Genomic DNA, 26,060 nt, shown 5'->3' on the forward strand with positions numbered 1-26,060 from the left:
AGTACAGATGTACTAGTTAACGCCCTCCCTCCTCCCCCCGAGGTGATCCAAATGAAGTCCCCCGCCATCGCCCCCTGCCTGGGCGTCGAAGACACCCAGGCGTCCGTCGACTTCTACGAGAAGATCGGCTTCATGGCCCTCCCGGCCGGCGATGACCCCGCCGACGACCTGCGCCTGCTGCTCTTCGAGGGCGAGTTCGCGCTGATGGTCCACCGCCACGACCAGCTCCGCGAGTGGCTGCCGGTGCTCAAGGACACCCCGGTCGGCGCGTTCGGCATGTTCTACCTGGCCGTCTCCGACTTCGACGCGTACGTGGCGAGGATCCGCCCCCTGGTGAACGTCATCAAGGAGACCGAGGTCGACGGCCGCAAGATCCTCTACTTCACGACGCCGGACGGCCACGTCATCGGCGTGAACCAGCGCCAGGAGTGGTGACCGCCATGCGCACCAGCACCCCGGTCACACCGGTCACCGGCAAGCTGTCCTCGTACGCCTTCTGGGGCCACGACGGCTGCGCGCTCGCGGAGTTCTACGCGGCGGCGCTCGGCTGGCCCGACGAGATCCAGGAGTACCCGGACGAGCAGGGCGTACCGACCGCGTTCCTGGTCGGCGACGGCACGACGACGTTCGTCTTCTACACGGCCAAGGACTACAAGGCCCCGAACTGGCCCGCCGACGAGCTCCCCTTCCACCTGGACCTGACGTTCCCCGACATCGGCGCGGCGGTGGAGCGCCTCGTGGAACTGGGTGCGACGAAGCCCGCGCACCAGCCGGGCGGCGAGCACTGGACGGTACTGCTCGACCCTTCGGGCCAGCCGTTCTGCGTCAACAGCAGGGGCGCGTAGCCGGGGGGCGCACAGCGAGAAGGGCCCGGGACCAGCACGGTCCCGGGCCCAACTGCTTTACGAAAAGGACTACTTCGCGTCCTGCTCCCCCTGGCCGGAGGCCGCCTTGCCGGAAGCCGCCGGCTTGCGCAGCGCGATGTTCAGCTCGCGGAGGCGGGACTCCTCCAGGACGGTCGGCGCGCCCATCATCAGGTCCTGCGCGTTGCCGTTGAGCGGGAAGGCGATGGTCTCGCGGATGTTGGGCTCGTCGGCGAGGAGCATCACGATGCGGTCGACGCCGGGGGCGATGCCGCCGTGGGGCGGGGCGCCGAGGCGGAAGGCGCGGAGCATGCCCGCGAACTCCTGCTCGACGGTCTCCGCCTCGTAGCCCGCGATCTCGAAGGCCTTCAGCATGACCTCGGGCTCGTGGTTGCGGATGGCGCCGGAGGACAGCTCGATGCCGTTGCAGACGATGTCGTACTGCCAGGCGAGGATGTCGAGCGGGTCCTTCTCCTCCAGGTCCTTCATGCCGCCCTGGGGCATGGAGAAGGGGTTGTGGGAGAAGTCGACGCGACCCGTCTCCTCGTCCTTCTCGTACATCGGGAAGTCGACGATCCAGCAGAAGCGGAAGACGTTCTCCTCGAAGTGGCCCGCGCGCTTGGCGGCCTCGACGCGGACCGCGCTCATGATCTTCGATACGTCGTCGAAGTCGCCCGCGCCGAAGAAGACGGCGTGGCCGGGGGCGAGGGAGAGGCGCTTGGTGAGCTCCTCCACGTTGGCCTCGGTCAGGAACTTCGCGATCGGGCCCGTCAGCGAGCCGTCCTCGGCGACGCGGACCCAGGCCAGGCCCTTCGCGCCGTGCTCGACGGCGTACTCACCGAGGCCGTCGAAGAACTTGCGGGACTGCGACGCGGTGTCCGGCACCGGCAGGGCGCGCACGTGCTTGCCCGCGAAGGCCTTGAACTCGGAGTCCGCGAAGATGTCCGTGATGTCGACGAGTTCGAGCTTGGCGCGCAGGTCCGGCTTGTCGTTGCCGTACTTCAGCATCGACTCGCGGAACGGGATGCGCGGGAAGGGCGACGTCACCTCGCGGCCGTTGCCGAACTCGGTGAAGAGCTCGGTCATCAGCTTCTCGATCGGCTGGAAGACGTCCTCCTGCTCGACGAAGGACATCTCCACGTCGAGCTGGTAGAACTCGCCCGGCGAGCGGTCCGCGCGGGCGTCCTCGTCGCGGAAGCAGGGCGCGATCTGGAAGTAGCGGTCGAAGCCCGAGATCATAAGGAGCTGCTTGAACTGCTGCGGGGCCTGCGGCAGGGCGTAGAACTTGCCCGGGTTCAGGCGGGACGGGACGACGAAGTCGCGGGCGCCCTCGGGGGAGGTCGCGGTGAGGATCGGCGTCGCCATCTCGTTGAAGCCGAGGGCCACCATCTTGGAGCGGATGGAGGCGATCACGGCGCTGCGCAGCATGATGTTGCGGTGCATGCGCTCGCGGCGCAGGTCCAGGAAGCGGTACTCCAGGCGGCGCTCTTCGTTGACGCCGTCGTCCGCGTTGATGGTGAAGGGCAGCGGGGCGGCCGCGCCGAGCACCTCGACCTCGGAGGCCTCGATCTCGACCTCGCCGGTGGGCAGCTCCGGGTTCACGTTCTCCGCGCCGCGGGAGACGACCTTGCCGTCGACGCGGACCACCGTCTCCTTGGACAGCTTGTCCAGCGTCTCGGCCGCGGCGGTGCCGGGGCGGGCCACGAGCTGGGTGATGCCGTGGTGGTCGCGGAGGTCGATGAAGAGGATGCCGCCCAGGTCGCGCCGGTTGTGCAGCCATCCGCTGAGCCGGACGTCGGTGCCGACGTCAGAGGCGCGGAGCTCACCGCACGTGTGCGACCTGTACCGATGCATCGTCGTTCATCCAGTCTTTCGGAATCGGGGTGCCTGCCCCGGGACGTCCCCGGACGGCCGTGGAGAAGCTGCGTAAAGAAGCTGCTGGCAGTCAAGGCTACCGTCCGGTGGAAGATCACTTCCCCTCGTATTCGGGTGCCCCCGGGGCACGGGCCCCGCATACCGGCCGGGCGTTCCCGTCATGCGTACGCCCCGACCCCGGCCGGGCACTCGGTGGCGGGCGGTACGTCACTGTTCCTACAGTGATTCAATGCGCACCGATGAGCCCCGCGAGCAGGTGGGGGACGCCTCCCTGCCTCCCGACCGGGACTCCCTGCCCGCCGATGGGGACGCCCGGCCGCCCGACCGCGGCTCCCAGCCCCCCGACCGCGACGCCCTGCCCCCTGTGAGCGACGTGCTCGCGGCCATCGCCACCGGCCTGTGGCGCTGGGACAACGCCACCGGGATCGTCACCCTCGACGCCGAGGGAGCCCGTCTCCTCGGCCTCCCGCCGCACGCCAGGACCACCACCGAGGCGGCCGTACGCTCCCGCTTCCACCCCGTGGACTGGAACGAGATCCACGGCATCGTGCAGCTCGCCGTCGCCGAGGGCACCCTCGCCGAGGCCCGGCTGCGGATCATGGACGAGCAGGGCCGCCACGTGCTGCGTACGGTGCGCAGCCGCACCAAGCCGATCGTCCACGCCAAGGCGGGCACGTACGAGCTCATCGGCACCCTCCAGGAGGTCTCCGAGCCCTCGCCCGGAGCGGCCGCCCGCACCCCCGTGACGGGCGACTGGCGCCGCTCCCGCGAGGCGTTCCTGCTGGACGCGGGCCGCGCGCTCGCGGAGGCACGGTCCACGGAGGAGGTCCTCAGGGTCGCCGCGGGCCTGTCCATGCCGGGGTTCTCGCCGGACGGCCTGGCCGTCTTCGGCGCCAAGGCCGACCGCCTGATCGTCGTCGGCCACCACGGACACCACGGCTACGGAGACGACGATCCGCTCGCCTCCATGCCCCTGGACACCGACTACCCGGCCGCCGAGGTCCTTCGCACCGGCCGCGCCGTCTACCTGTCCTCTCCGGAGGAGTACCGCCGCCGCTACCCGACCGCCTGGCCGCTGGCCTCGCGCTTCGAGCGGCAGTCGTGGGCGTTCCTGCCGCTGACCGTCGCGGGCCGCACCATGGGCGCGTGGATGGCGGCGTTCACGTACCCCGTGTCGTTCACGCCCGACGAGCGGTCCGTCCTGACGACGGTCGCCCGCATGCTGGCGCAGGCCCTGTCGCGGGCCGGGGTCGCGGAGTCCGAGCGGGAGCTGACCGAGGGCCTGCAGCGCTCGATGCTGCCGGTGCTCGGCCCGGAGATCCCCGGGATGAGCGTGGCCGCGCGGTACGTGCCGACGGGCGGCGGGCTGCAGGTCGGCGGCGACTGGTACGACGTGATCCCGCTGCCCAGCGGCCGCATCGCCTTCGTCATCGGCGACGTACAGGGCCACGACGTGCGGGCGGCGGGGCTGATGGGGCAGCTGCGGATCGCCCTGCGCGCGTACGCATCCGAGGGGCACCGCCCGGACGCGGTGCTCTCGCGCGCCACGCGCTTCCTGTCCGGCATCACGGACGGGATCACCTACGGCTCGACGGACACCCGGGACAGCCACGGCGGAAAGGACACCCTGGGAGACCCGCGGTTCGCGACGTGTCTCTACGTAGAGGCCGATCCGACGACCGGCGTCCTGGAGATCGCCCGCGCGGGCCACCCCGAACCCGTCATACGCATGAGTGACGGAACGGTCCTGCAGCGCCCCATCGCGGGCGGCCTGCCCCTCGGCATCGACCCGGACGCCGACTACCCGACGTCCCGGCTCGTCCTGGACGCCGGCGAGACCATGCTGGTCTGCACGGACGGCCTGATCGAGACGGGCGGCCACGACCTGGAGACGGGCTGGACGCGGATCCGCAAGATCCTTGAGGCCTACGAAGACAGCGTGGACCGAGCCGCCGACCGCGGGGACGCCGAGACGTACGACGCGTACGAAGCCCAGGCCGCCGAGAGCGACAGCCTGGAGGCGCTCGCCGACACCCTCGTGCAGGCCGTGCACGGGCCGTCCTCGCACCACACCACGGGCCCCCTCGCCGACCGCCGCGAGGACGACATAGCGGTGCTGCTGCTGCGCCGCACGGGCCACCCGGAGCAGCGCGCCCGCACCCGCCGCACGATGCTGACCATCGCGCAGGCCGAGCCGGAGCGGGTGGCGGGGGCGCGGGGCCACCTGCGGGACCTGCTGCACGACTGGGCGGACCCCGACCAGGTCGACTCGGCGGTCCTGCTGGTCTCCGAGATGGTCACCAACGTCCTTGTGCACACCGACGGCGACGCGCTCCTGGTCGCCGAGGTCACCGGCGAGGAGGGCACGCGCAGGCTGCGGGTGGAGGTCGCCGACGGCAGCGACGACCTGCCGCACAAGCGCCACCCCGGTGAACTCGCCTCGTCCGGGCGCGGGTTGGTGCTCATGGAGCTGCTCGCGGAGCGGTGGGGCGTGGACCCCCGGGGCGAGGGGAAGAGCATCTGGTTCGAGCTCTACGAGGCGTCTGCGGGGGACGCGGTGTCTCCTGGGGACGCGGGCGCGGCGGGCGCGGCCGGGGCGCTGTAGCGGGCGCGCATCTCGGAGATGACGCCGAAGGCGGCGGCCGTCAGCGGCACGGCGAGCAGCATGCCGATGATCCCGGCGACGGACGCCCCCGCGGTGATCGCCAGCATCACCACCGCCGGATGCATCTGCACGGTGCGGCTCTGGATCATCGGCTGGAGGACGTGCCCTTCGAGGACCTGTACGGCGAGGACCACGCCGAGCGCCCACAGCGCGATGGCCACGCCGCGGTCGGCGAGCGCCACGAGGACGGCGACGGCGCCCGACAGGAACGCCCCCAGGTACGGGATGTAGGCGCCCACGAAGACGAGGGCGCCGAGCCCGGCGGCGCCCGGCACGTCCAGGATCAGCAGCCCGACGGTGATGCACACGGCGTCGATGAGCGCGATGACCGTCGTACCGCGCATGAAGCCCTCGACGGCCGTGAACGCGCGGCGCGCCATCGCCTCGACGGTGTCGGCGGAGGACGCGGGCACCAGCGAGCGCAGCGCGCCCGCGGTCTTGTGGGAGTCCCGCAGGAAGAAGAACACGAGCAGCAGCGCGAGCACGGCGGTGGCGATCATCTCGCCCACCACGCTGATCCCGCTGACCACCCCGGAGGCCGCGGTGCCGCCGAACTTGCCGAGCAGGTCCTTGGCGTTGGACGCGAGGTCGTCGAGCGAGGTGCCGGCGGCGCCGAAGTGCTTGGAGAGGTCGACGGCGGCCTGCTTCAGGGACGAGATGATCTGGTCCCCGGTGTCGATGAGCGCGGCGACGACGATGTACGTGGCCCCGCCGACGACGGCGAGCACGGCGGCGCAGGTCAGCGCCGCTGCCAGCGAACGCTGCACCCGCATCTTAAGAAGACGCCGATAAAGCGGCCCGAGCAGCGCCGTCCCGAGCAGCGCGAGCAGCACGGGCGTGACGGCGGTCTTCAACTGCGAGCACAGCCACACCCCGACCCCGGCCACCCCGGCGACGAGCAGCGTGACCAGGCACCAGGCAGCTACGCGCCGTACGGCTTCGGGCAGAAGGGTATGCACGGGTCCACCGGAACACGGGGGTACGGCCCACGCATGTGCTGCGTAGGCCGTACGGACGCCGGACGTCCCCGCGTGCGGTCAGGTCACATGCCGTGGACGGCGGGCACGGACCCGAGCAGACCCTTCTGGTAGTCCTCGAAGGCCTGCTGCAGCTCCGCGCGGGTGTTCATCACGAACGGCCCGTAGTGCGCCATCGGCTCCCGGATGGGCTGCCCGCCCAGGAGCACGACCTCCAGGTCGGGCGTGTGGGAGTCCTGCTTCTCGTCCGCCCGGACGGTCAGCGAGCCGCCCGCTCCGAAGACGGCGGTCTGCCCGACCTCGACGGGCCGCCGCTCGGCGCCGACGGTGCCGCGCCCGGCGAGGACGTACGCGAGGCCGTTGAAGTCCTCGCGCCAGGGCAGCGTGACCTCGGCACCCGGCCGCACGGTCGCGTGGACCATGGTGATCGGGGTGTGGGTGATCCCGGGGCCCTCGTGGCCGTCCAGCTCACCGGCGATGACGCGCAGCAGCGCGCCGCCGTCCCCGGTGGTGAGGAGCTGCACCTGGCCGCCGCGGATGTCCTGATAGCGGGGGTCCATCATCTTGTCCCGCGCGGGCAGGTTCACCCAGAGCTGGAGCCCGTGGAAGAGCCCGCCGGACATGACGAGCGACTCCGGCGGCGCCTCGATGTGGAGCAGCCCGGACCCGGCCGTCATCCACTGGGTGTCGCCGTTGCGGATGGTGCCGCCGCCGCCGTTGGAGTCCTGATGAACAAACGTTCCGTCAATCAGGTACGTCACGGTCTCGAAGCCACGGTGCGGGTGCCAGGGGGTGCCCTTGGGCTCCCCGGCGGCGTACTCCACCTCGCCCATCTGGTCCATCATGATGAACGGGTCGAGGTACTTGTAATTGATCCCGGCGAAGGCGCGGCGCACCGGGAACCCTTCGCCCTCGAAGCCGCTCGGCGCGGTCGTCACGGCGAGCACGGGACGCGCCACGGCGTCGGCCGGTGCGGCCACCTTGGGCAGGGTCAGCGGATTCTCGACGGTCACTGCAGGCATGGGTGGGACCTCCTTGTACGCTCAGATTAGTTGAACGTAGAACTTTCTGCCACCTGGAACACGGAACGCCCGGAGGGCATTCCCTCCGGGCGTCCGGGTGATCAACAGGGGCGGGGTCCTTGGCTGAAACCGTCAGCCGCTCCCGCGGGGTGTTCTCGCGGGGTGTTCAGCCGTACATGCGGCGCATGGCGAAGTCGACCATCTGCTCGACGGCCTTCGCGTCGAAGACCATGCGGTGCTCGCCCTCCATGTCGAGGACGAAGCCGTAGCCGGTCGGCAGCAGGTCGATGACCTCCGCGCCGGTGATCACGAAGTACTTGGAGTCCTTGCCGGCGTACCGGCGCAGCTCCTTGAGCGAGGTGAACATCGGGATGACCGGCTGCTGGGTGTTGTGCAGCGCGAGGAAGCCGGGGTTGTCACCCCGGGGGCAGTACACCTTCGAGGTCGCGAAGACCTGCTGGAAGTCCTCGGCGGACATCGAGCCCGTGGTGAACGCGCGCACCGCGTCCGCGAGGGAGGGGGGCGACGGCTCCGGGTACAGCGGGGGCTGCTGGCCGTAACCACCGGGCATCTGCGCTTGCGGCGGCGGCTGTTGCGGCGGGACATACCCCTGCCCGACACCCGCGTGCTGGTCGTAGCCGTACATACCCGCCAGCGTACCGATCCCGGCGGGGGCGCCGTACGCGGTCGGGGGATCTGCGGGGCTCCGGGGGCCGCTCGCCTCGCCTTTTGTGGGGGTTGCCCACCGTCGGCGGGCTGCGGACTCGCGGCGGAAGTTTATGTAGCGGGCGCTAGACAAATAAGGGTGGGGGCCGTTACCGTTTTTGTAGTGGGGGCTACAGATACTCGACCCGAGGGGGACCCAGTCATGTCCGCAAGCGCGAGCACGAGCACACGTACACGTACGACCGGGGCGGCGTACGCCCGTACGGCCGTCGGCAGGGGGCCCGCCCTGCTCCTGGCCCACGGCGCGGGCGGTTCCGTGGACGCCAACTTCGGGCCGGTCCTGCCGGCGCTGGCGGCGGCGCACAGAGCCGTGGCCGTCGACTACCCGGGCTCGGGGGAGACGCCCCGCGCCAAGGCACCCCTCACGCTGGACACCCTCGCGGACGAGCTGATCGCGGCGGCCGACGCGGAGGGCGCGGACACCTTCGCCCTGGCGGGCTACTCCCTGGGCTCGGCGGTGGCCGTCCGCGCGGCGGCGCGCCACCCGTCCCGGGTGAAGGCCCTGATCCTCACGGCCCCCTTCGCCCGCCCCGACACCCGCACGACCCTCGCCGCCCAGATCTGGCACCACCTGGCCTCGTCCCGTGACCGGGACAAGCTGGCCCGCTTCGTGCTCCCGCTCGCCCTGAGCCCGCAGGCACTGGACTCCCTGTCGCCGGAGCAGCTCGCAGGGACCCTGCGGGGCACGGCGGAGTCGGCCCCCGAGGGCACCGCGGACCACGTGGACCTCGTCATCCGCACGGACGTCCGCGCCGACCTGGCCGCCATCACGGCCCCGACCCTGGTCATCACGACCACGCGGGACCAGCTCGTCCCGCCCGCCCTCCAGCGGGAGGTCGCGGCCGGAATCAAGGGCGCCCGAGTGGCCGAGATAGCCACCGGCCACCTCCCCTTCGCGGAGGACCCCGCACGCTGGCAGCGCCTGATCACCGACTTCCTGGCCGAGACGGAGGCGGGGGCGCAGACGGGTCCCGGAAGCAGGCCCGCCGAATAGACCCTGCTCACACTTGGGCCAACAGGGGTTGCCTCTTATTACCGACGGGTAGCATCATTTACAACGACTAGCTACTTACTGGTACGCCCACGAGGATTCCAGCCTCCCAAGCCACTTACGGAGCCGTCGCCATGGGGCACTACAAGTCGAATCTCCGCGACATCGAGTTCAACCTCTTCGAGGTGCTCGGCCGCGACAAGCTGTACGGCAGCGGCCCGTTCGCGGAGATGGACGTCGAGACCGCCAAGAGCATCCTCAGCGAGCTGTGCCGCCTCGCGGAGAACGAGCTGGCGGAGTCGTACGAGGACGCCGACCGCAACCCGCCGGTGTTCGACCCGGAGACCAACACCGCGCCGGTCCCGGACTCCTTCAAGAAGAGCTACCAGGCCTTCATGGACTCCGAGTACTGGCGCCTGGGCCTCCCCGAGGAGATCGGCGGCACCACCGCCCCGCGCTCCCTGATCTGGGGTTACGCGGAGCTGCTGCTCGGCGCCAACCCCGCGATCTGGATGTACTCCTCCGGCCCGGCCTTCGCCGGCATCCTCTTCGAAGAGGGCAACGAGGCGCAGAAGAAGATCGCCGAGATAGCCGTCGAGAAGCAGTGGGGCTCGACGATGGTCCTCACCGAGCCGGACGCCGGCTCGGACGTGGGCGCGGGCCGCACCAAGGCCGTGCAGCAGGCGGACGGCTCCTGGCACATCGAGGGCGTGAAGCGCTTCATCACGTCCGGCGAGCACGACATGTCGGAGAACATCCTCCACTACGTCCTCGCCCGCCCCGAGGGCCACGGCCCCGGCACCAAGGGCCTGTCCCTCTTCCTCGTGCCGAAGTACGAGTTCGACTGGGAGACCGGCGAGCTGGGCGCCCGCAACGGCGCCTACGCGACGAACGTCGAGCACAAGATGGGCCTGAAGGCGTCCAACACGTGCGAGATGACGTTCGGCGACCGGCACCCCGCCAAGGGCTGGCTGATCGGCGACAAGCACGAGGGCATCCGCCAGATGTTCCGCATCATCGAGTTCGCTCGCATGATGGTCGGCACGAAGGCGATCTCGACGCTGTCGACGGGCTACCTGAACGCCCTGGAGTACGCCAAGGAGCGCGTCCAGGGTCCCGACCTCGCCCAGTTCATGGACAAGACCGCGCCGAAGGTGACGATCACCCACCACCCGGACGTGCGCCGCTCCCTGATGACGCAGAAGGCGTACGCGGAGGGCATGCGCGCGCTCGTGCTGCACACCGCGGCCGTCCAGGACGACATCGCGGTCAAGGAGGCAGGCGGCGAGGACGCCTCGCAGCTCCACGCCCTGAACGACCTCCTCCTGCCCATCGTGAAGGGGTACGGCTCGGAGAAGGCCTACGAGCAGCTGGCGCAGTCGCTCCAGACGTTCGGCGGCTCGGGTTACCTCCAGGAGTACCCGATCGAGCAGTACATCCGCGACGCCAAGATCGACACCCTCTACGAGGGCACGACCGCCATCCAGGGCCAGGACTTCTTCTTCCGGAAGATCGTCCGCAACCAGGGTGCCGCGCTGAACGGTCTCGCCGAGGAGATCAAGAAGTTCCTCGCCGTGGGCACCGGTGGCGAGCAGCTCGCCGGGGCGCGGGAGGAGCTGGCCAAGGCGGCCGTCGAGCTGGAGGCCATGGTCGGCGTCATGCTGACCGACCTCGCGGCCACGGAGCAGGACGTCAAGTCCATCTACAAGGTCGGCCTCAACACCACCCGCCTCCTCCTCGCCTCCGGCGACGTCGTGGTCGGGTACCTGCTGCTGCGCGGTGCGGCCGTCGCCGCGGAGAAGCTGGAGACCGCCGCCGCGAAGGACCAGGCGTTCTACCAGGGCAAGATCGCCGCCGCGAAGTTCTTCGCGACGAACGTGCTGCCCGGCGTGGCCATGGAGCGCGCCCTGTCCGAGGGCGTGACCCTCGACCTCATGGACCTGGACGAGTCGGCGTTCTGACCCACCCCTCCTCCCGGCCAGGTGGCCCGCTCCCCCACCCCGGGGACGCGGGCCACCGCCATTCCCTGTACCTGGGGGCACCAGGAAACCGCCCCCAGCCGCACGCAAGTGCCTGGCTAAGGTGACCGCATGAGCAATCGCGCCCGCTTCGATCGCGGCCACACCGACGACCTCCTCACCTTCCTGGCGGCGAGCCCGTCGCCGTACCACGCCGTGGCAAGCGCCGCAGAACGCCTGGAGAAGGCCGGCTTCCGCCACGTGGGCGAGACAGACGCCTGGGACGCGAGCGCGGGCGGCAAGTACGTCCTGCGCGGCGGCGCGATCATCGCGTGGTACGTCCCGGAGGGCGCGGCCCCCCACACCCCGTACCGAGTGATCGGCGCCCACACGGACTCCCCGAACCTGCGCGTGAAGCCGCAGCCGGACAGCGGCGGCCACGGCTGGCGCCAGGTCGCCGTCGAGATCTACGGCGGCCCCCTGCTCAACTCCTGGCTGGACCGCGACCTGGGCCTGGCAGGCCGCCTGTCCCTGCGCGACGGAACGTCACGCCTGGTCAACATCGACCGCGCCCTGCTCCGCGTACCCCAACTGGCCATCCACATGGACCGGTCCGTCGTCAGCGACGGTCTGAAGCTGGACAAGCAGAAGCACATGCAGCCCATCTGGGGCCTCGGCGACGACGTCCGCGAGGGCGACCTGATCCGCTTCGTCGCGGAGGAGTGCGACCTGGACCCCGCCGACGTGACCGGCTGGGACCTGATGACGCACTCCATCGAGCCGCCCGCCTACCTGGGCCGCGACCGCGAACTGCTCGCGGGCCCCCGCATGGACAACCTCCTGTCCGTGCACGCCTGCACGGCGGCCCTCGCCGCCGCGGCCACCGCCCCGGGCGCCGACGCGCTGCCGTACATCCCCGTGCTCGCCGCCTTCGACCACGAGGAGAACGGCTCCCAGTCGGACACCGGCGCCGACGGCCCGCTGCTCGGCACGGTCCTGGAGCGTTCGGTGTTCGCGCGCGGCGGTACGTACGAGGACAAGGCGCGCGCCTTCGCGGGCACCGTCTGTCTGTCGTCCGACACCGGCCACGCCGTGCACCCCAACTACGCCGAGCGGCACGACCCGACGCACCACCCGCGCGCCAACCGGGGCCCGATCCTGAAGGTCAACGTCAACAACCGCTACGCCACGGACGGCGGCGGCCGCGCCGTCTTCGCCGCCGCCTGCGAGAAGGCGGGCGTGCCGTTCCAGGCCTTCGTCTCCAACAACGCGATGCCCTGCGGCACCACGATCGGCCCGATCACGGCGGCGCGGCACGGCATCAAGACGGTCGACGTGGGCGTGGCGATCCTGTCGATGCACAGCGCGCGCGAGCTGTGCGGAGCGGACGACCCGCACATGCTGGCGGACGCACTCCTTGCGTTCCTCGAAGGCTGAACCAAGTCATCGGCAGGATCACAGCGGGCAAATCACCGATTTCGGGGTACTCATGGCCGCATGAGACTTCTCGTACGCGACCGGCTCTTCGGTATCGGTGACGACTACTGGATCGAGGACGACCAGGGCCGCAAGGTCTTCTTCGTCGACGGCAAGGCGATGCGCCTGCGCGAGACCTTCGAACTGAAGGACATGCAGGGGCGGGTACTGATCGACATCCGGGCGAAGATGCTCGCCCTGCGCGACACGATGCTGATCGAGCGCGAGGGCGAGCCGCTGGCCAGGGTGAAGCGCAAGCGGCTTTCGCTGCTGCGCAACCACTACCGGGTGACGCTCGCCGACGGCACGACCGAACTAGACGTCAGCGGCAAGATCATGGACCGCGAGTTCGCCATCGAGTACGAGGGCGAACTCCTCGCGGACATCTCACGCCGCTGGTTCCGCGTCCGCGACACGTACGGCCTGCACATCACCCGCGAGGACGCGGACCCGGCGCTGCTCCTGGCCGTGACGATCTGCGTCATCCGCCTCGCGGAAAAGGAACGCGGCGCGGCGGAGTAGCAAACTGTTACGACAGCCGACGGTCCTTCAGCGCGGGGAACTGCTCCCTGGTCTCCGCGACCTTCGCGAGGTCGAGGTCCACAGTGAGGAATTCCTCCTCCTCACCCCCGGCCTCGCCGAGCACCGTCCCCCACGGGTCGACCACCACACTCACCCCGGCCTGCGGCACCCCCGCGTGCGTCCCCGCGGTCCCGCAGGCGAGGACGAACACCTGGTCCTCGACGGCCCGCGCCCGTGCGAACAGCGACCAGTGCTCCCGCCGCCGGGCGGGCCACCCCGCCGGCACCACGAACACCTCGGCGCCCGCGTCGACGAGCCCCCGGAAGAGCTCGGGGAAGCGCAGGTCGTAGCAGGTGGCGAGGCCGAGGACGGTCTCGGGCGTGCGGACGGTGACCAGTTCCGTGCCCGCGCCCATCATCACGGCCTCGCCCTTGTCGAAGCCGAAGCGGTGGATCTTGCGGTAGGCGGCGGCCAGTTCGCCCTCGGGGGAGAAGACGAGGGAGGTGTTGTAGAGGGAGCCGTCGGGGGTGCGCTCGGGGATCGACCCGGCGTGCAGCCACACCCCGGCCTCCCGCGCGGCCTTGGCCATGACTTCGTACGTGGGCCCCTCAAGGGGCTCCGCCTCCGCCTCGAACGACTCGTACGCGAACGCACCGGTCGTCCACAGCTCGGGCAGGACGACCAGATCCGAACCCTCGCGCCCGGCGACCTCGCGTACCAGCGAAGAGACGCGCTGCCGACGGGAATTGACCGATTCGTCGTCGTCTACGGCGATCTGGAGGAGAGAGGCGCGCACACTACCACCGTCCTGGCATTCGAGCCGTCAACTGGGCCTACGATCGTCACACGAAAGCACTGCCGGGGTGCCTGCGGGCAGCGTAACTTAGCGTTCCAGACACCCACCGCCCGCGTACGACCGCCGAGGGGTCCCGTGAGTCTCCATCCCAGCCTTCAAACCTACGCCGATGCCTGGACCCACGCAGTGGAAGCGATATCCGAGCTGGTCACTCCGCTCCCCGAGGGCCAGTGGAACCTCGCGACCCCGTGCCCGGCCTGGTCGGTCCGCGACATCGTGTCCCATGTCATCGGCCTCGACTGCGAGATGCTCGGCGACCCGCGCCCGATCCACACCCTGCCGCGCGACCTCTACCACGTGACGAACGAGAGCCAGCGTTACATGGAGATGCAGGTCGACGTGCGCCGCCACCACACGGCGCCCGAGATGACCTCCGAGCTGGAGTACACGATCATCCGCCGCTCGCGGCAGCTCAGGAACGAGTCCCGGGACCCGTCGACGAAGGTGCGCGGCCCGCTCGGCAGCGAGCAGACCCTGGAACTGGCCACGCGGCTGCGGGCGTTCGACGTGTGGGTGCACGAGCAGGACCTGCGCGTGGCCCTGCGAAGGCCGGGGAACCTGGACTCGCCGGGTGCGTACGTCACCCGTGACCTGCTCCTGCACGGGCTGCCGAAGGTCGTCGCGGAGAAGGCGGGCGCCCCCGCGAACTCGGCGGTCGTCTTCGACGTCGGCGGCCCCGTCGAATTCCTGCGCACGGTGCGCGTGGACGCGGAGGGCAAGGCCACGGTGGACAGCGCCCCCTCGCTCGGCCCGATCGTCACCATCGGCATGGACTGGGACACGTATTTCCGGCTCGCCTGCGGACGCGTGACGTACGCGGCGGTCAAGGACCGGGTGAAGGTCGAGGGCGACCTGGAGCTCGGCGACGCGATCCTCTCGGACTTCGCGGTCACGCCGTAGCCCGCCGGCCGGGGGTTCCGGGGCTCGCCCGGAACCCGGCCGGGCGGCGGCCGCCCCTCGACGGCCCGCGCCCGCGCGGTGGCTCACGCCGGGACGTGCACCGTCTCCACCCTGCTGGCCACAAGGCGCTCCCGCTCCCGCCGCGCCGCCAGCTTCCGCAGCCGCAGGATCTGGCTGACACCGAGCGCCTGCAGGACGAAGACCGCGGAGAACGCGATCCGGTAGTTGTCGCCGGTCGCGTCAAGGAGCACACCGACGGCGAACAGCGTCGTCATCGAGGCGATGAAACCACCCATGTTGGTGATACCGGAGGCCGTCCCCTGCCGCTCCGGCGGATTCGCGGGCCGCGCGAAGTCGAAGCCGATCATCGAGGCGGGGCCGCAGGCGCCGAGCACCGCGCACAGCACCACAAGGAGCCACAGGGGCGCGTGCGCGGCCGGGTAGGACAGCGTCGCCGCCCACAGCAGCGCCGTCGCCGCCACCGTGCCGAGCGCCAGCGGCAGCCGCGCCGTGTGGTGCCGGGCGACGACCTGCCCGTACACAAGACCTACCGCCATGTTGGCGAGCACGACCAGCGTGAGCAGATCCCCCGCCGCGCCCCGCGAGAGCCCCTGCGCCTCGACGAGGAACGGCAGCCCCCACAGGAGCAGGAACACCATCGCGGGGAACTGCGTCGTGAAGTGCACCCACAGGCCGAGCCGGGTGCCGGGTTCCCGCCAGGACAGCGCGATCTGTTCGCGTACGAAGCCCGGTCCGCCGCCGGGCCGGGCCGCGGGCGGCTCCGGCTCGTGGCCCTCCGGATGGTCCTTCAGGAACAGCGTCATCAGTACGAGGACGACGACACCGGCGAGCGAACTGCCCGCGAACGCCGTGGTCCAGCCGACCTCGTGCAGGAGGCGGGCCAGGACGAGGGTCGAGACGAGGTTGCCCGCCATCCCGGCGAGCCCGGCGAGCTGGGCGACCATCGGGCCGCGCCGGGCCGGGAACCAGCGCGTGCCGAGCCGCAGCACACTGATGAACGTCATCGCGTCGCCACAGCCGAGCAGGGCGCGCGAGGCAAGGGCCATGCCGTACGAGGGCGAGAGCGCGAAGCCGAGCTGGCCGAGGGTGAAGAGGACCACGCCGAGCGTGAGGACCTTCTTGGTGCCGAGCCGGTCGACCATCAGGCCGACGGGTATCTGCATGCCCGCGTACACGAGCAGTTGGAGGATCGAGAACGTCGACAGGGCCGAGGCGTTCACGTGGAAGCGGTCGGCGGCGTCCAGGCCCGCGACGCCCAGCGAGGTGCGGAAGATGACGGCGACGAAGTAGACGGAGACGCCGACGGACCACACGAGCACGGCACGCCGTCCGCCCGGCGGGTCCCCGGGCAGCCGGGCCGCCCCCGCCATCGCGCCGGTGGTCATCGTGCGGCTCCCCGCGCGAGGTTCTGGAACCAGCCGACGTGCCGCGTGACCACGTCGACCGCGGCCTCGGCGTCCTCGGCCGTGAGGGCCGCGAGGATCTCCTCGTGCTCGGCGAGGGTCTTGGCGATGCGGTCGGGGTGGGAGTGCATCACGGCCACACCCATCCGCAACTGGCGGTCGCGGAGCTGGTCGTAGAGGCGGGAGAGGATGTCGTTGCCGCCGCTGCGGACGATCTCGGCGTGGAAGCAGCGGTCGGTGACCGCCGCCGCCGCGAGGTCGCCGGCCGCGGCCTGCTCCCGCTGGCGTTCGAGCAGTTCCGTCAGCCGGTCGAGCAGTCCGGCGGGCGCGGGTACGGCCTTGCGCACCGAGTGCGTCTCGACGAGCAGCCGGGTCTCGACGACGTCCGCGATCTCCTGCGCGGAGACCGGCAGGACCAGGGCGCCCTTCTTCGGGTAGAGCCGGAGCAGCCCCTCGACCTCCAGCTTGAGCAGCGCCTCGCGCACCGGCGTACGGGAGACCCCCACGGCCTCGGCCAGTTCGCCCTCGGTGAGGAGGGTGCCGCCCTCGTAACGGCGCTCCAGGACGGCCTGCTTGACGTGCGCGTAGACGCGCTCGGCGGCGGGGGGCTGCTTCAGGGACGGGGGCACGGGGACGGGTGGGGCAGCTGGCATGCGCACAGCATAGATACAACACGTATACGCGGACAGGACCGGTCCACGATCCGGACGAGCCGCCGAACCCGACGCCCCGCCGAACCCCACGCCCGACCGCGCCCGACCGCGCCCTCGCGAGCAAGATCACATACTTGGCCGCATCTTTACCCGTTTGGCATGCATCCGTTCCGCCCCCTCGCGCGTCATCACTGTGGCGGCTGCCTCATGTCACTTGAATTTTCAGGTCATTGGGGGCAAAAGCCGCCAACTACCTCATCAGCAGGGAACAACGGAGCGTTCACCTTGAGAATCCTCACCCCGGGCGTGCGCGTGCGCCGTATAAGCGCAGCCGCTGCCGTCACCGCCGGAGCCGTCCTGACCACGGGCGTCGTCGTCGCTCCCGCGCAGGCCGCCGCGCCGCCCAAGCCGTCGATCGCCGCCAAGGGCGGCTTCCTGATGAACAACGGCACGGGCAAGGAACTGTTCGGCAAGGCCGCGGACACCCGCCGCGCCACCGGTTCGACGACGAAGATAATGACCGCCCGGGTGGTCCTCGGCCAGCGGAACCTCAACCTGGACTCGAAGGTCACCATTCAGAAGGCGTACAGCGACTACATCGTCAAGCACAGCGCCTCGCACGCCCGCCTCATCGTCGGCGACAAGGTGACGGTCCGCCAGCTCCTCTACGGGCTGATGCTGCCGTCCGGCTGTGACGCCGCGTACGCCCTGGCGGACAAGTACGGCAAGGGTTCGAGCCGCGCCGCGCGCGTGAAGTCCTTCATCGGCCAGATGAACAAGACGGCCAAGGACCTGAACCTGAAGAACACGCACTTCGACTCGTTCGACGGCATCAGCAACGGCGCCAACTACTCGACGCCGCGCGACCTGTCGAAGCTCGCGAGCAACTCGATGAAGTACTCGCAGTTCCGCACGATCGTGAAGACGAAGTCGTACACGGCGAAGACGAAGACCAAGACCGGCGGCACCCGCACCATGGCGCCCTGGAAGAACACCAACGCCCTGCTCGGCTCCTACCGCGGCGCCATCGGCGTGAAGACGGGCTCCGGCCCCCAGGCCAAGTACTGCCTCGTCTTCGCGGCAACGCGCAACGGCAAGACGGTCATCGGCACGGTCCTCACCTCGACGTCCGCCTCGGCCCGCCTGACGGACGCAAAGAAGATCATGGACTACGGCTTCAAGGTCGCGTAACCCCTTCGGGGACATGCGCGAGAGGGGCCCGCCGCACATCGCGGCGGGCCCCGTCCCATGCGGGAAAGCGGTCAGCGCCGCAGGGCCTCCACCGGCTGGATCCGGGCCGCCCGCCACGCCGGATAGAGACCGGCCAGCACACCGGTCAAGAGACCGACCACGGGAGCCGCGGCCACCGTCAGCGGATGGACGACGGGTGTCCACTCGCGTACGACCGCCACGATCACGACCGTCAGCGTGCCGATCGAGGTGCCCACGAGGCCGCCCAGGGTTCCGAGTACCGCGGACTCCGTCAGGAACTGCCCGGTCACATGCCGCCCGCGCGCCCCGAGCGAGCGTCGCAGACCGATCTCCGAAGTCCGCTCCAGGACGGCCACCAACGTCGTGTTGGCGATGCCCACCGCGCCGATCACCAGGCAGACGGCCGCGAGCACCAGGAAGAGCTGGTTGAGGTCCGAGGTCACCTTGGAGCGAAGCTTCTTCGGGTCGGGCGGCGGCACGGAGCGGAAGTGGTCCGGGCTCTCGGCCCGCAGCGCCAGTGGGGCCTCGTCCGCGATCTGCACCGCCGCGCCGAGGCGCGTGGAGACGAGCATCCGGGCCCGCTCCCCCTGCGGCCCGCCCCACAGCTCCTGAGCCGCCGTACGCGGCACGATCACGGCGGTCAGCAGTTCGGGCATGCGCTCGGTGTCCTCGACGATGCCGACCACGGTGAACGGGACCTGCCCGATGAAGACCGCCGGACCTGTCTCCAGGGTGGTGACGCCCAGGCGTTCGGCGACCGAGGAGCCGAGGACGGCTACACGCTGTCCGCCCCCGTCGTGCCAGCGGTCGTAGATCCGCCCCTGTTCCAGCGTCGGGCGGGCCGCGCGCAGGACTCCCGAGGAAGCGGCCACCACCGGTGGGTCGTCGCCCGCCGCGGCGGCGCCGATGGGCGCGGACCGGACAGGAGCCGCCTGCTTCGCGCTGACGGACCAGTAGACACCGGCCGCCTCCACACCGTTCAGGCGCTCGATGCGGCGGTCCGCGTCCACGGGGAACGACAGTGCCCCCTTGGCGCCCTCGGGACCGTCGCCACCCGTGTCCTCGACGGTGACCTCGGTCGCCGTGAGCGTGGTGAACCGGGTGTCGACCTGGGCCGATGTGGTCGCTGTCAGGCCGAGGACGGCGACGAACGTCCCGACGCCGAGGACTGTGCCCACGGCGGTCAGCACCGAGCGGGCCGGGCGTTGGAGGACCCCCGCGAACGACTCGGCGAGCAGATCCCGCCAGTGCAGGCGGGACGGCTCCACCTCAGCCTCCGCCCGCCGTGTCCGCCGCCACCTCACGTGCCCACCCGTTCCTGGCGCGGAAGGCCGTCTTCCTCGGTCAGGAAGCCGTCGCGGATGGTGATCGTGCGCGGGGCCCGTCCCGCCACCCCCGGATCGTGCGTGATGACCACGACAGTCATGCCGTCCGCGTGCAGCTCGTCGAGGAGGCCGAGGACGGAGTCAGCGGTCGCCGAGTCGAGGTTCCCGGTGGGCTCGTCGCACAGCAGCAGGGCCGGGCGGGCCACCAACGCGCGGGCGATGGCGACACGTTGGCGCTCGCCGCCCGAGAGCCGGGTCGGCAGCGCGTCGTAACGGTGTCCGAGGCCGACCCTGCTCAGCGCCTCACGGGCGAGCGCTGTCCGCTCCCTGCGGACCGCCACCGCGTTGTAGAGCATCGCCAGGCACACGTTCTCCACCGCGCTGCGGTGCGGCAGCAGATGGAAGCTCTGGAAGACGAATCCGATCCGGCGGCCGCGCAGCGCCGTGCGCCCCGCGTCCGGCAGGGTCCCCGTGTCCACACCGTCCAGCAGATAGGTGCCGGCGGTCGGTGCGTCGAGGAGCCCCACGATGTTGAGGAACGTCGACTTGCCCGACCCGGAGGGGCCGACCACGGTGACGTACTCACTGGGATCGATGCGCAGAGCACACGGTTTCAGCGCCTCGACGGGTGGCGGTCCGGGATACGTGAGCCCCACGTCGCGGAATTCGATGACGGGGGTGCCCGCCCGGTCCTCCCGGTCCGGCGCGCTCACCCGTCGCCTCCTTGCCGCTTGCCGACGACGACCTGGTCTCCCGCGCGGACACTCCCGTCCGTGCGGGGGCGGATGGCCACGAAGCCGTTGCCCGACGTTCCCGTCGTCACCTCCACGCGCCGCCTGTCCTCGGATCCGGAGTCGTAGACGGTCACCGCGGTCCTGCCGTCGGCCCCCGCGGACACGGCGGAGAGGGGGACGGCGAGCACCTTGCCCTTGGAGGCTCCTGCCGCGACCGTCAACCGCACGTCCTGCCCCGCGAGTTCGCCCGGCAAGGGCTTGTCGGGGCTCACCTTGACCACGTATTCGCCGCCCGTGTCCGCGCCACCCGCGTCGCCGTCCGTGGACTCCTCGCCGCCCTGCACGGGCGCTTCCGACACCGAGGCGACCGCGCCCCGGGCGCTGTCGCCGGTCGCCTCGGCGAGGATCTCGACCCGCTGCCCGACCCGTACGAGGTCCTTGCGAGCCGCGTCCAGGTCCCCGTCGACGACCAGGGAACCCGCGGACACGGTGAGCAGTTTTTCCTTGGCTTCCGTTCCGACGGTGGCGTTCACCTTCTCCACCCGGGCCGGGAAGCCCCGCAGGAAGACGACTTCGGAGGCGGGGAGCATCGGGCCGTTCGCCGCCTCCGCCGCGGCCAGCGCCCTGCGCGCCTTGCCGAGGTCTTCGGCGGCGCGGGTCTTCCGTCTGCCCCCGGCCGCGTCCTGCCAGGCCCGATGCGCCTCGGTCACGGCGTCCTGCGCGGCCGCGACCTCGGCGCCGCCTTCGGGGTCGGCGGGCAGCGGCTCGTAGCCGATGGACGCGTAGTAGCGGTCCACTGCCCGCTTCGTACCGGCACCGAAGTGGCCCTTCCGGTCCCCTCCCGCCGGATACCCGAGCCGGCCCAGCGCGCGCTGGGCCTGGGCCACGTCCTCGCCGTCCGCGCCCGGCTTGAGGTCCCGGTAGACGGGCAGCCGTCCGGTCAGGGCGAAGACCGGGCGTCCGGACATCTCCACGACCACCTTGCCTCCGGCGAGGGTGTCCCCCGCCCGGTAGGGCAGTTTCGTCACCACGACGCGTGCGGTGTCCTGCGTTCCGGCGGCGACCGGTGAGATCTCGACGGTCTGGTCGGCGGACACCTGGCCGCGCAGCACCACGGAATCCTTGATCACGCGATGTTCGACCGGCGCGGTCAGCACATCGGCGGGCGGCGGTCCGGCCGAACGCGCCTGGTCCGCCGGTGACTTGATGAACGCGGCGGCGGTCATGCCGCCGGCCGAGAGCAGCACGGCGCCCGCCACCACTGCGAGGAGCACGCGTCTGCGCCCGGAGAGCCCGCCCCGGGTCCACGCGCGACGGCCGGCCGGCTTGCCTTCCGGACCCGGTGGCTGATCACTGACCACGGGCCACCAGCCGGGCGGAGTTGCGCATCGTGGCGTCGATGGTCTTCTTCACATCGGCCAGGTGCTCGGCATGCTCATCGATGTACTTCTTCTCGTACGCCGCCACGACGGCCCACCAGACACCCACGGTGTTCGTACGCTGTTTGCAGGCCACGTCGGCCTTGGCCACCGTGATCTGGGCCCGGCTCGGAATCTCCTCCCGCCAGCGGCGGTCCTTTCCCGGTTCGAGGGGCGTCGCGTACCGGTATCCCGACTTCTTCATGCAGGTGCTCCACTTGGCGAAGACCTTTCTGACCCGGTCGTCTTCAAGTGCCCGCTGATAGGCGTCATTGCGCTCATTCGCCACTGTGACAATCTCGACGCCTTCCACGCCGCCGCCCGCACGCAGCGCCTTGGCGCCTTCGGCGGCGCAACCACCCTTCGGTACCACGACTCCGCCTATGCGCGTGCCTGCGTTCTTCCCCTGGAACACAGCGTTCTCGGCCGCGGTAGGAGAATCGTCCGTCTCACCGCCCGCGCCGTCCACGCCCTCCTCCGGCGTTTCCTCTCGTTCGCCGTCGCGCGCCGAACCGTAGCCGAATCGCGCGGCACGATCGACGTCGATGATGAAGAAGTAGTGGGCCTTGTCCGCCTTCATTCCTGGATACGACTGGTCGACAGCGCTGTCGAGCGCGCGAAAGTCCGCGAACCCGAACTTCGCCATGCATGACCGCACTGCCGCACGCAGCCCCCGCGCATAGGTCAGGTACTGCTCTTTGGAGAGCACATAGGCGTCCATGGGAAGGTTCGGCACATCCGAACTCCCGGCGACCTCGGGAACGTTCCCGATCCGGGGAGGCCCGCTCTTCTCCTCAGATCCTCCACCACAGGACACGAGCGCCCCGGTCACGGCCACCGCCCCTAACACGGCCGCCCAGCGACCCTTGGGATACATGAGCAAGGAGCCCCCTGTCTCTGGTCCGGTTCCGACGGCCTGTCGTCCGTCGGGAAGGGCCGCGCCACCTGACACGGCGACGCGGCCCCGGTGCGTCAGCGCAGTCGAATGGAGCTGGTCTCGTCGTTCATGTCACCGAGGTGCTGCCTGTTCTTGAAGAACCCCAGGGACGCCCCCCTGAAATAGTTGTTCTCGTGGAGCATGCTGGTGCACTTCGAGAAGCTCTTCACCGAGGAGATCTTGTCGTTCCACGAGTTCACGATGTCGCCCACCGACCAGTCGATGTCGGTGGAGTTGTCGCAGCCGTACGAGCCGGTGACGTAGTAGATGCTTCCGTCGTACTCGGCGTGGCGGTAGTTGTGCGACAGGACAACCGCTGCGGCCGGCACGGTCTCACCCGCGTCGGCTTCTTCGGCCTGGGCGGGTATGACGGTGGCCAGCACCGCGCCGCCGGCCAGAGCGGCAGCGGCGAGCATGGATCTGGTGCGCATTCCGATGGTTCCCTTTCACTTGACGGATCGGAAACGTTCGACGCCCCAAGCGAGGTGGGCCCGCCTCACCGGCGGCGAGATGGAACCATTGCAGGTGCGAATGAACTCGTCAATGTGTGAAAGTCCGGAAAACTTGCATGAATTGCCGGTTCCGGATGGTACGCGCGCTTCCGCTCCAAGACCGTCCGCGCTGTGACCTGGATTCTGGCATTCAGTGGATCTCTGCCCGCTTCCCTACGGCCGTCCGCCGGGTCCATCGGACAGTGTCCGGAACCCCGCTGCCCGCTGCCTCGAAGCGCCCGCGGGTCGCTGCCCGCACCGACCGGAGCGGGCCACGGGTGGATATCGTCGGCGCGACCAGGACGGCGCGACAGCGCCAATCCCATGGCAATCAGGGGGATTTACCCGTGCCCGAAACCCATGCACGTCCTCGGCGTCCGTTCACCGCTTGGCTCTGCACGGCACTCGGTGCTGTTCTCGCGGTCGCCCTGCTGACCGGCTGCAACGGCGATGACGACAAGGACGACAAGAAGAAGCCGGGAGACGCCACGGTCTCGGCCTCACCGGGGGAATGAGAAGGAGGGCCCGGACGCGTCCGACGGACACACCCGAGCCCTCCCTTTCCGTACCGGCACCCGTGCGGGTCTCCGCACCGGCACCCGCGCAGGCACTACGCCCAGGTCATCAGCCGCTTCGGCTGTTCCAGGATCGCCGCCACGTCGCCGAGCACCTTCGAGCCCAGTTCGCCGTCCACCAGGCGGTGGTCGAAGGAGAGGGCGAGGGTGGTCACCTGGCGGGGCTTCACCTTGCCCTTGTGGACCCACGGCTGGAGCTTGATCGCGCCGACCGCGAGGATCGCGGACTCGCCGGGGTTCAGGATCGGCGTGCCCGTGTCGATGCCGAAGACGCCGATGTTCGTGATCGTCACGGTGCCGCCCTGCATGGCGCCGGGCGACGTCTTGCCCTCGCGGGCCGTGGTGACCAACTCGCCGAGCGCGCCCGCCAGTTCGGGCAGGGTCTTGGCGTGCGCGTCCTTGATGTTCGGCACGATCAGGCCGCGCGGGGTGGCCGCGGCGATGCCCAGGTTCACATAGTGCTTCTGGACGATCTCCTGGTTGGCCTCGTCCCAGGCGGCGTTCACGTCCGGGTTGCGGCGGATCGCGAGCAGCAGGGCCTTGGAGATCAGCAGCAGAGGATTCACCCGCAGGCCCTCGAAGGCACGATCCTGCTTGAGCTCCTCGACCAGCTTCATCGTGCGCGTCACGTCCACCGTCACGAACTCCGTGACGTGCGGGGCCGTGAAGGCCGAGCCGACCATCGCCTGCGCGGTGGCCTTGCGGACGCCCTTGACCGGGATGCGGGTCTCGCGGGCGTCACCGCCCGCCACGGGGGCGGCGGCCTGCGCGGGCGCGGCCGGGGCCTGGACCACCGCGGGAGCCGCCGCCGGGGCCGCCACCGCCGCGTGCACGTCCTCGCGGGTGATGATCCCGTCGGGGCCGGTCGGGGTGATGGCCGCCAGGTCGACGCCGAGGTCCTTGGCGAGCTTGCGGACCGGGGGCTTGGCGAGGGGGCGGGTGCCCGGGGCCGCCGGAGCGGGGGCCGGGGCCACCGCCTCGGGCGCGGCGTGGCCGTTCATCTCGCCCTGCACCGCCGCCGCGTAGTACGTCGACGCGGGCGGCTCCTCCACCTGGCCGGGCACGGGCTTGCGGGCCCGGCGCTTGGTGGAGGACTCGGCGACGCCGTACCCGACGAGGACCGGCTGGCGGCCCTTGGGCGCCTCGGGCTCGTCGTCCGCCACCGGAGCGGCCGGGACGGCGGCCGCCGCCTCCGGAGCGGAACCCGGGTCCCCGACGGTGATGATCACCTGGCCCACGTCCACCGTGGTCCCCTCCGGGAACCGCAGCTCCCGGACCGTCCCGTCGAACGGGATGGGCAGCTCGACGGCGGCCTTGGCGGTCTCCACCTCGCACACGACCTGGCCGTCGGTGACGGTGTCCCCGGGCGCGACGTACCACTTGAGGATCTCGGCCTCGGTGAGTCCCTCGCCCACGTCGGGCATCTTGAACTCGCGGACGGCCGAAGCGGTGTCAGTCATCGTTGTCACGACCTCTTCCTCAGTACGCCAGCGAGCGGTCGACGGCGTCGAGCACCCGGTCGAGGCCCGGCAGGTAGTCCTCTTCGACCCGCGCGGGCGGGTACGGAGCGTGGAAGCCGCCGACGCGGAGCACCGGCGCCTCCAGGTGGTAGAAGCACCGCTCGGTGATGCGCGCGGCGATCTCGGCGCCGGAGCCGAAGAACACCGGAGCCTCGTGCACCACGATCAGGCGGCGGGTCTTCTCGACCGAGGCCTGCACCGTGTCGAAGTCGAGCGGCGAGATGGAGCGCAGGTCGACGACCTCGAGGGACTTGCCCTCCTCGGCGGCGGCGTCGGCCGCCTCCAGGCAGGTCTTCACCATCGGGCCGTACGCCACGAGGGTCGCGTCGGTGCCCTCGCGGACCGTGCGGGCCTTGTGCAGCGGGTCCGGGATGGCGTCGGTGTTGACCTCGCCCTTGTCCCAGTAACGCCGCTTGGGCTCGAAGAAGATCACCGGGTCGTCGCTCTGGATGGCCTGCTGGAGCATCCAGTAGGCGTCCGAGGAGTTGGACGGCGTGACCACCTTGAGGCCGGCGACGTGCGCAAACAGCGACTCCGGGGACTCGCTGTGGTGCTCGACGGCGCCGATGCCGCCGCCGTACGGAATGCGGACGACGACGGGCACCTTGATCTTGCCGAGGGCACGCGCGTGCATCTTGGCGAGCTGGGTGACGATCTGGTCGTACGCCGGGAAGACGAAGCCGTCGAACTGGATCTCCGCCACCGGGCGGTACCCGCGCAGGGCCAGGCCGATGGCCGTGCCGAGGATGCCGGACTCGGCGAGCGGGGTGTCGATGACCCGGTCCTCGCCGAAGTCCTTCTGCAGGCCGTCGGTCACGCGGAAGACGCCACCGAGCTTGCCGACGTCCTCGCCCATGACGAGGACCTTCGGGTCGGCGTCGAGCGCCACCCGCATGGACTCATTGATCGCCTTCGCAATCGGCAACTTCTTTACAGCCAT

24 protein-coding genes are annotated in these 26,060 nt (G+C 70.5%); 10 read left to right on the top strand and 14 right to left on the bottom strand.

Annotated features, from left to right (window positions below; genetic code table 11):
- The first annotated feature begins 51 nt into the window (after positions 1-51).
- Together IEY91_RS12735 and IEY91_RS12740 are read left to right on the top strand one after the other, a co-directional pair.
- On the top strand, positions 52-435 hold the full coding sequence (locus IEY91_RS12735) for a VOC family protein (protein WP_164322769.1): 384 nt from the start codon (positions 52-54) through the stop codon (positions 433-435).
- 5 nt (positions 436-440) lie between these two features.
- Positions 441-845, top strand: coding sequence for a VOC family protein (locus tag IEY91_RS12740; RefSeq protein ID WP_189174031.1), 405 nt, complete (start codon positions 441-443; stop codon positions 843-845).
- A 69-nt stretch (positions 846-914) separates the two neighbouring features.
- On the opposite strand, the gene aspS is transcribed toward IEY91_RS12740, so the two are convergent.
- Entirely contained in the window at positions 915-2,717 is a 1,803-nt protein-coding gene (aspS, locus tag IEY91_RS12745; RefSeq protein ID WP_164322774.1) for an aspartate--tRNA ligase, read from the bottom strand.
- Positions 2,718-2,967: 250 nt separating this feature from the next.
- On the opposite strand from aspS, the gene IEY91_RS12750 reads away from it, so the two are divergent.
- Entirely contained in the window at positions 2,968-5,343 is a 2,376-nt protein-coding gene (locus IEY91_RS12750; RefSeq protein ID WP_229696912.1) for an ATP-binding SpoIIE family protein phosphatase, read from the top strand.
- Here IEY91_RS12750 and IEY91_RS12755 read toward each other — a convergent pair.
- From IEY91_RS12755 to IEY91_RS12765, 3 genes are all read right to left on the bottom strand, one after another.
- Positions 5,271-6,362 (bottom strand): AI-2E family transporter, encoded by a 1,092-nt coding sequence (locus tag IEY91_RS12755; RefSeq protein WP_189174032.1) that lies wholly within the window; start codon positions 6,360-6,362, stop codon positions 5,271-5,273. The genes IEY91_RS12750 and IEY91_RS12755 overlap by 73 nt on opposite strands.
- 83 nt (positions 6,363-6,445) lie before the next feature.
- Positions 6,446-7,402, bottom strand: coding sequence for a pirin family protein (locus IEY91_RS12760; RefSeq protein WP_164322778.1), 957 nt, complete (start codon positions 7,400-7,402; stop codon positions 6,446-6,448).
- A 166-nt stretch (positions 7,403-7,568) separates the two neighbouring features.
- Positions 7,569-8,048: an SseB family protein gene (locus tag IEY91_RS12765; protein WP_016645691.1), complete on the bottom strand. Its 480-nt coding sequence runs from the start codon at positions 8,046-8,048 to the stop codon at positions 7,569-7,571.
- A gap of 222 nt (positions 8,049-8,270) precedes the next feature.
- On the opposite strand from IEY91_RS12765, the gene IEY91_RS12770 reads away from it, so the two are divergent.
- The 4 genes from IEY91_RS12770 to IEY91_RS12785 all read left to right on the top strand — a co-directional run bounded on the left by IEY91_RS12770 (position 8,271) and on the right by IEY91_RS12785 (position 13,075).
- Complete coding sequence (locus IEY91_RS12770; protein WP_189174033.1) at positions 8,271-9,122, top strand: alpha/beta fold hydrolase; 852 nt, start codon at positions 8,271-8,273, stop codon at positions 9,120-9,122.
- A gap of 131 nt (positions 9,123-9,253) precedes the next feature.
- Positions 9,254-11,080: an acyl-CoA dehydrogenase gene (locus IEY91_RS12775; protein WP_164322782.1), complete on the top strand. Its 1,827-nt coding sequence runs from the start codon at positions 9,254-9,256 to the stop codon at positions 11,078-11,080.
- Positions 11,081-11,209: 129 nt separating this feature from the next.
- Positions 11,210-12,514: a M18 family aminopeptidase gene (locus IEY91_RS12780; RefSeq protein WP_164322784.1), complete on the top strand. Its 1,305-nt coding sequence runs from the start codon at positions 11,210-11,212 to the stop codon at positions 12,512-12,514.
- A gap of 60 nt (positions 12,515-12,574) precedes the next feature.
- Positions 12,575-13,075: an LURP-one-related/scramblase family protein gene (locus IEY91_RS12785; protein ID WP_164322786.1), complete on the top strand. Its 501-nt coding sequence runs from the start codon at positions 12,575-12,577 to the stop codon at positions 13,073-13,075.
- 7 nt (positions 13,076-13,082) lie between these two features.
- On the opposite strand, the gene IEY91_RS12790 is transcribed toward IEY91_RS12785, so the two are convergent.
- Positions 13,083-13,871 (bottom strand): carbon-nitrogen family hydrolase, encoded by a 789-nt coding sequence (locus IEY91_RS12790; protein ID WP_164322788.1) that lies wholly within the window; start codon positions 13,869-13,871, stop codon positions 13,083-13,085.
- 135 nt (positions 13,872-14,006) lie between these two features.
- On the opposite strand from IEY91_RS12790, the gene IEY91_RS12795 reads away from it, so the two are divergent.
- Positions 14,007-14,831, top strand: a complete 825-nt coding sequence (locus tag IEY91_RS12795) for a maleylpyruvate isomerase family mycothiol-dependent enzyme (RefSeq protein ID WP_164322790.1) — start codon at positions 14,007-14,009, stop codon at positions 14,829-14,831.
- Positions 14,832-14,914: 83 nt separating this feature from the next.
- Here IEY91_RS12795 and IEY91_RS12800 read toward each other — a convergent pair whose 3' ends face one another.
- A complete protein-coding gene (locus IEY91_RS12800; protein ID WP_164322791.1) occupies positions 14,915-16,237 on the bottom strand; it encodes an MFS transporter in 1,323 nt (440 codons plus the stop codon).
- Positions 16,234-16,908, bottom strand: a complete 675-nt coding sequence (locus IEY91_RS12805) for a GntR family transcriptional regulator (protein ID WP_164322792.1) — start codon at positions 16,906-16,908, stop codon at positions 16,234-16,236. Before IEY91_RS12805 ends, IEY91_RS12800 begins: the two co-directional genes overlap by 4 nt.
- A gap of 285 nt (positions 16,909-17,193) precedes the next feature.
- Here IEY91_RS12805 and IEY91_RS12810 point away from each other — a divergent pair, with 285 nt between their 5' ends.
- Positions 17,194-18,099: a D-alanyl-D-alanine carboxypeptidase family protein gene (locus tag IEY91_RS12810; RefSeq protein WP_373287934.1), complete on the top strand. Its 906-nt coding sequence runs from the start codon at positions 17,194-17,196 to the stop codon at positions 18,097-18,099.
- 71 nt (positions 18,100-18,170) lie between these two features.
- Here IEY91_RS12810 and IEY91_RS12815 read toward each other — a convergent pair whose 3' ends face one another.
- The 5 genes from IEY91_RS12815 to IEY91_RS12835 form a co-directional block, all read right to left on the bottom strand.
- On the bottom strand, positions 18,171-19,388 hold the full coding sequence (locus IEY91_RS12815; RefSeq protein ID WP_229696913.1) for an ABC transporter permease: 1,218 nt from the start codon (positions 19,386-19,388) through the stop codon (positions 18,171-18,173).
- A gap of 32 nt (positions 19,389-19,420) precedes the next feature.
- Entirely contained in the window at positions 19,421-20,158 is a 738-nt protein-coding gene (locus IEY91_RS12820) for an ABC transporter ATP-binding protein (RefSeq protein WP_189174035.1), read from the bottom strand.
- A complete protein-coding gene (locus tag IEY91_RS12825) occupies positions 20,155-21,453 on the bottom strand; it encodes a peptidoglycan-binding protein (protein ID WP_229696914.1) in 1,299 nt (432 codons plus the stop codon). Before IEY91_RS12825 ends, IEY91_RS12820 begins: the two co-directional genes overlap by 4 nt.
- Before the next feature lie 76 nt (positions 21,454-21,529).
- Entirely contained in the window at positions 21,530-22,318 is a 789-nt protein-coding gene (locus tag IEY91_RS12830) for a hypothetical protein (protein WP_189174036.1), read from the bottom strand.
- Between the two features lie 251 nt (positions 22,319-22,569).
- The gene (locus tag IEY91_RS12835) at positions 22,570-22,965 is read right to left on the bottom strand and encodes a hypothetical protein (protein ID WP_189174037.1); all 396 of its coding nucleotides are present in this window, start codon (positions 22,963-22,965) and stop codon (positions 22,570-22,572) included.
- Between the two features lie 407 nt (positions 22,966-23,372).
- Here IEY91_RS12835 and IEY91_RS12840 point away from each other — a divergent pair, with 407 nt between their 5' ends.
- Positions 23,373-23,540 (top strand): hypothetical protein, encoded by a 168-nt coding sequence (locus IEY91_RS12840; RefSeq protein ID WP_189174038.1) that lies wholly within the window; start codon positions 23,373-23,375, stop codon positions 23,538-23,540.
- A 95-nt stretch (positions 23,541-23,635) separates the two neighbouring features.
- On the opposite strand, the gene IEY91_RS12845 is transcribed toward IEY91_RS12840, so the two are convergent.
- Both IEY91_RS12845 and IEY91_RS12850 read right to left on the bottom strand, forming a co-directional pair.
- The gene (locus IEY91_RS12845; protein WP_189174039.1) at positions 23,636-25,069 is read right to left on the bottom strand and encodes a dihydrolipoamide acetyltransferase family protein; all 1,434 of its coding nucleotides are present in this window, start codon (positions 25,067-25,069) and stop codon (positions 23,636-23,638) included.
- A 10-nt stretch (positions 25,070-25,079) separates the two neighbouring features.
- The gene (locus tag IEY91_RS12850; protein ID WP_164322795.1) at positions 25,080-26,060 is read right to left on the bottom strand and encodes an alpha-ketoacid dehydrogenase subunit beta; all 981 of its coding nucleotides are present in this window, start codon (positions 26,058-26,060) and stop codon (positions 25,080-25,082) included.

The sequence above is a fragment of the Streptomyces lasiicapitis genome, assembly GCF_014646335.1.
Taxonomy (GTDB): Bacteria; Actinomycetota; Actinomycetes; order Streptomycetales; family Streptomycetaceae; genus Streptomyces; species Streptomyces lasiicapitis.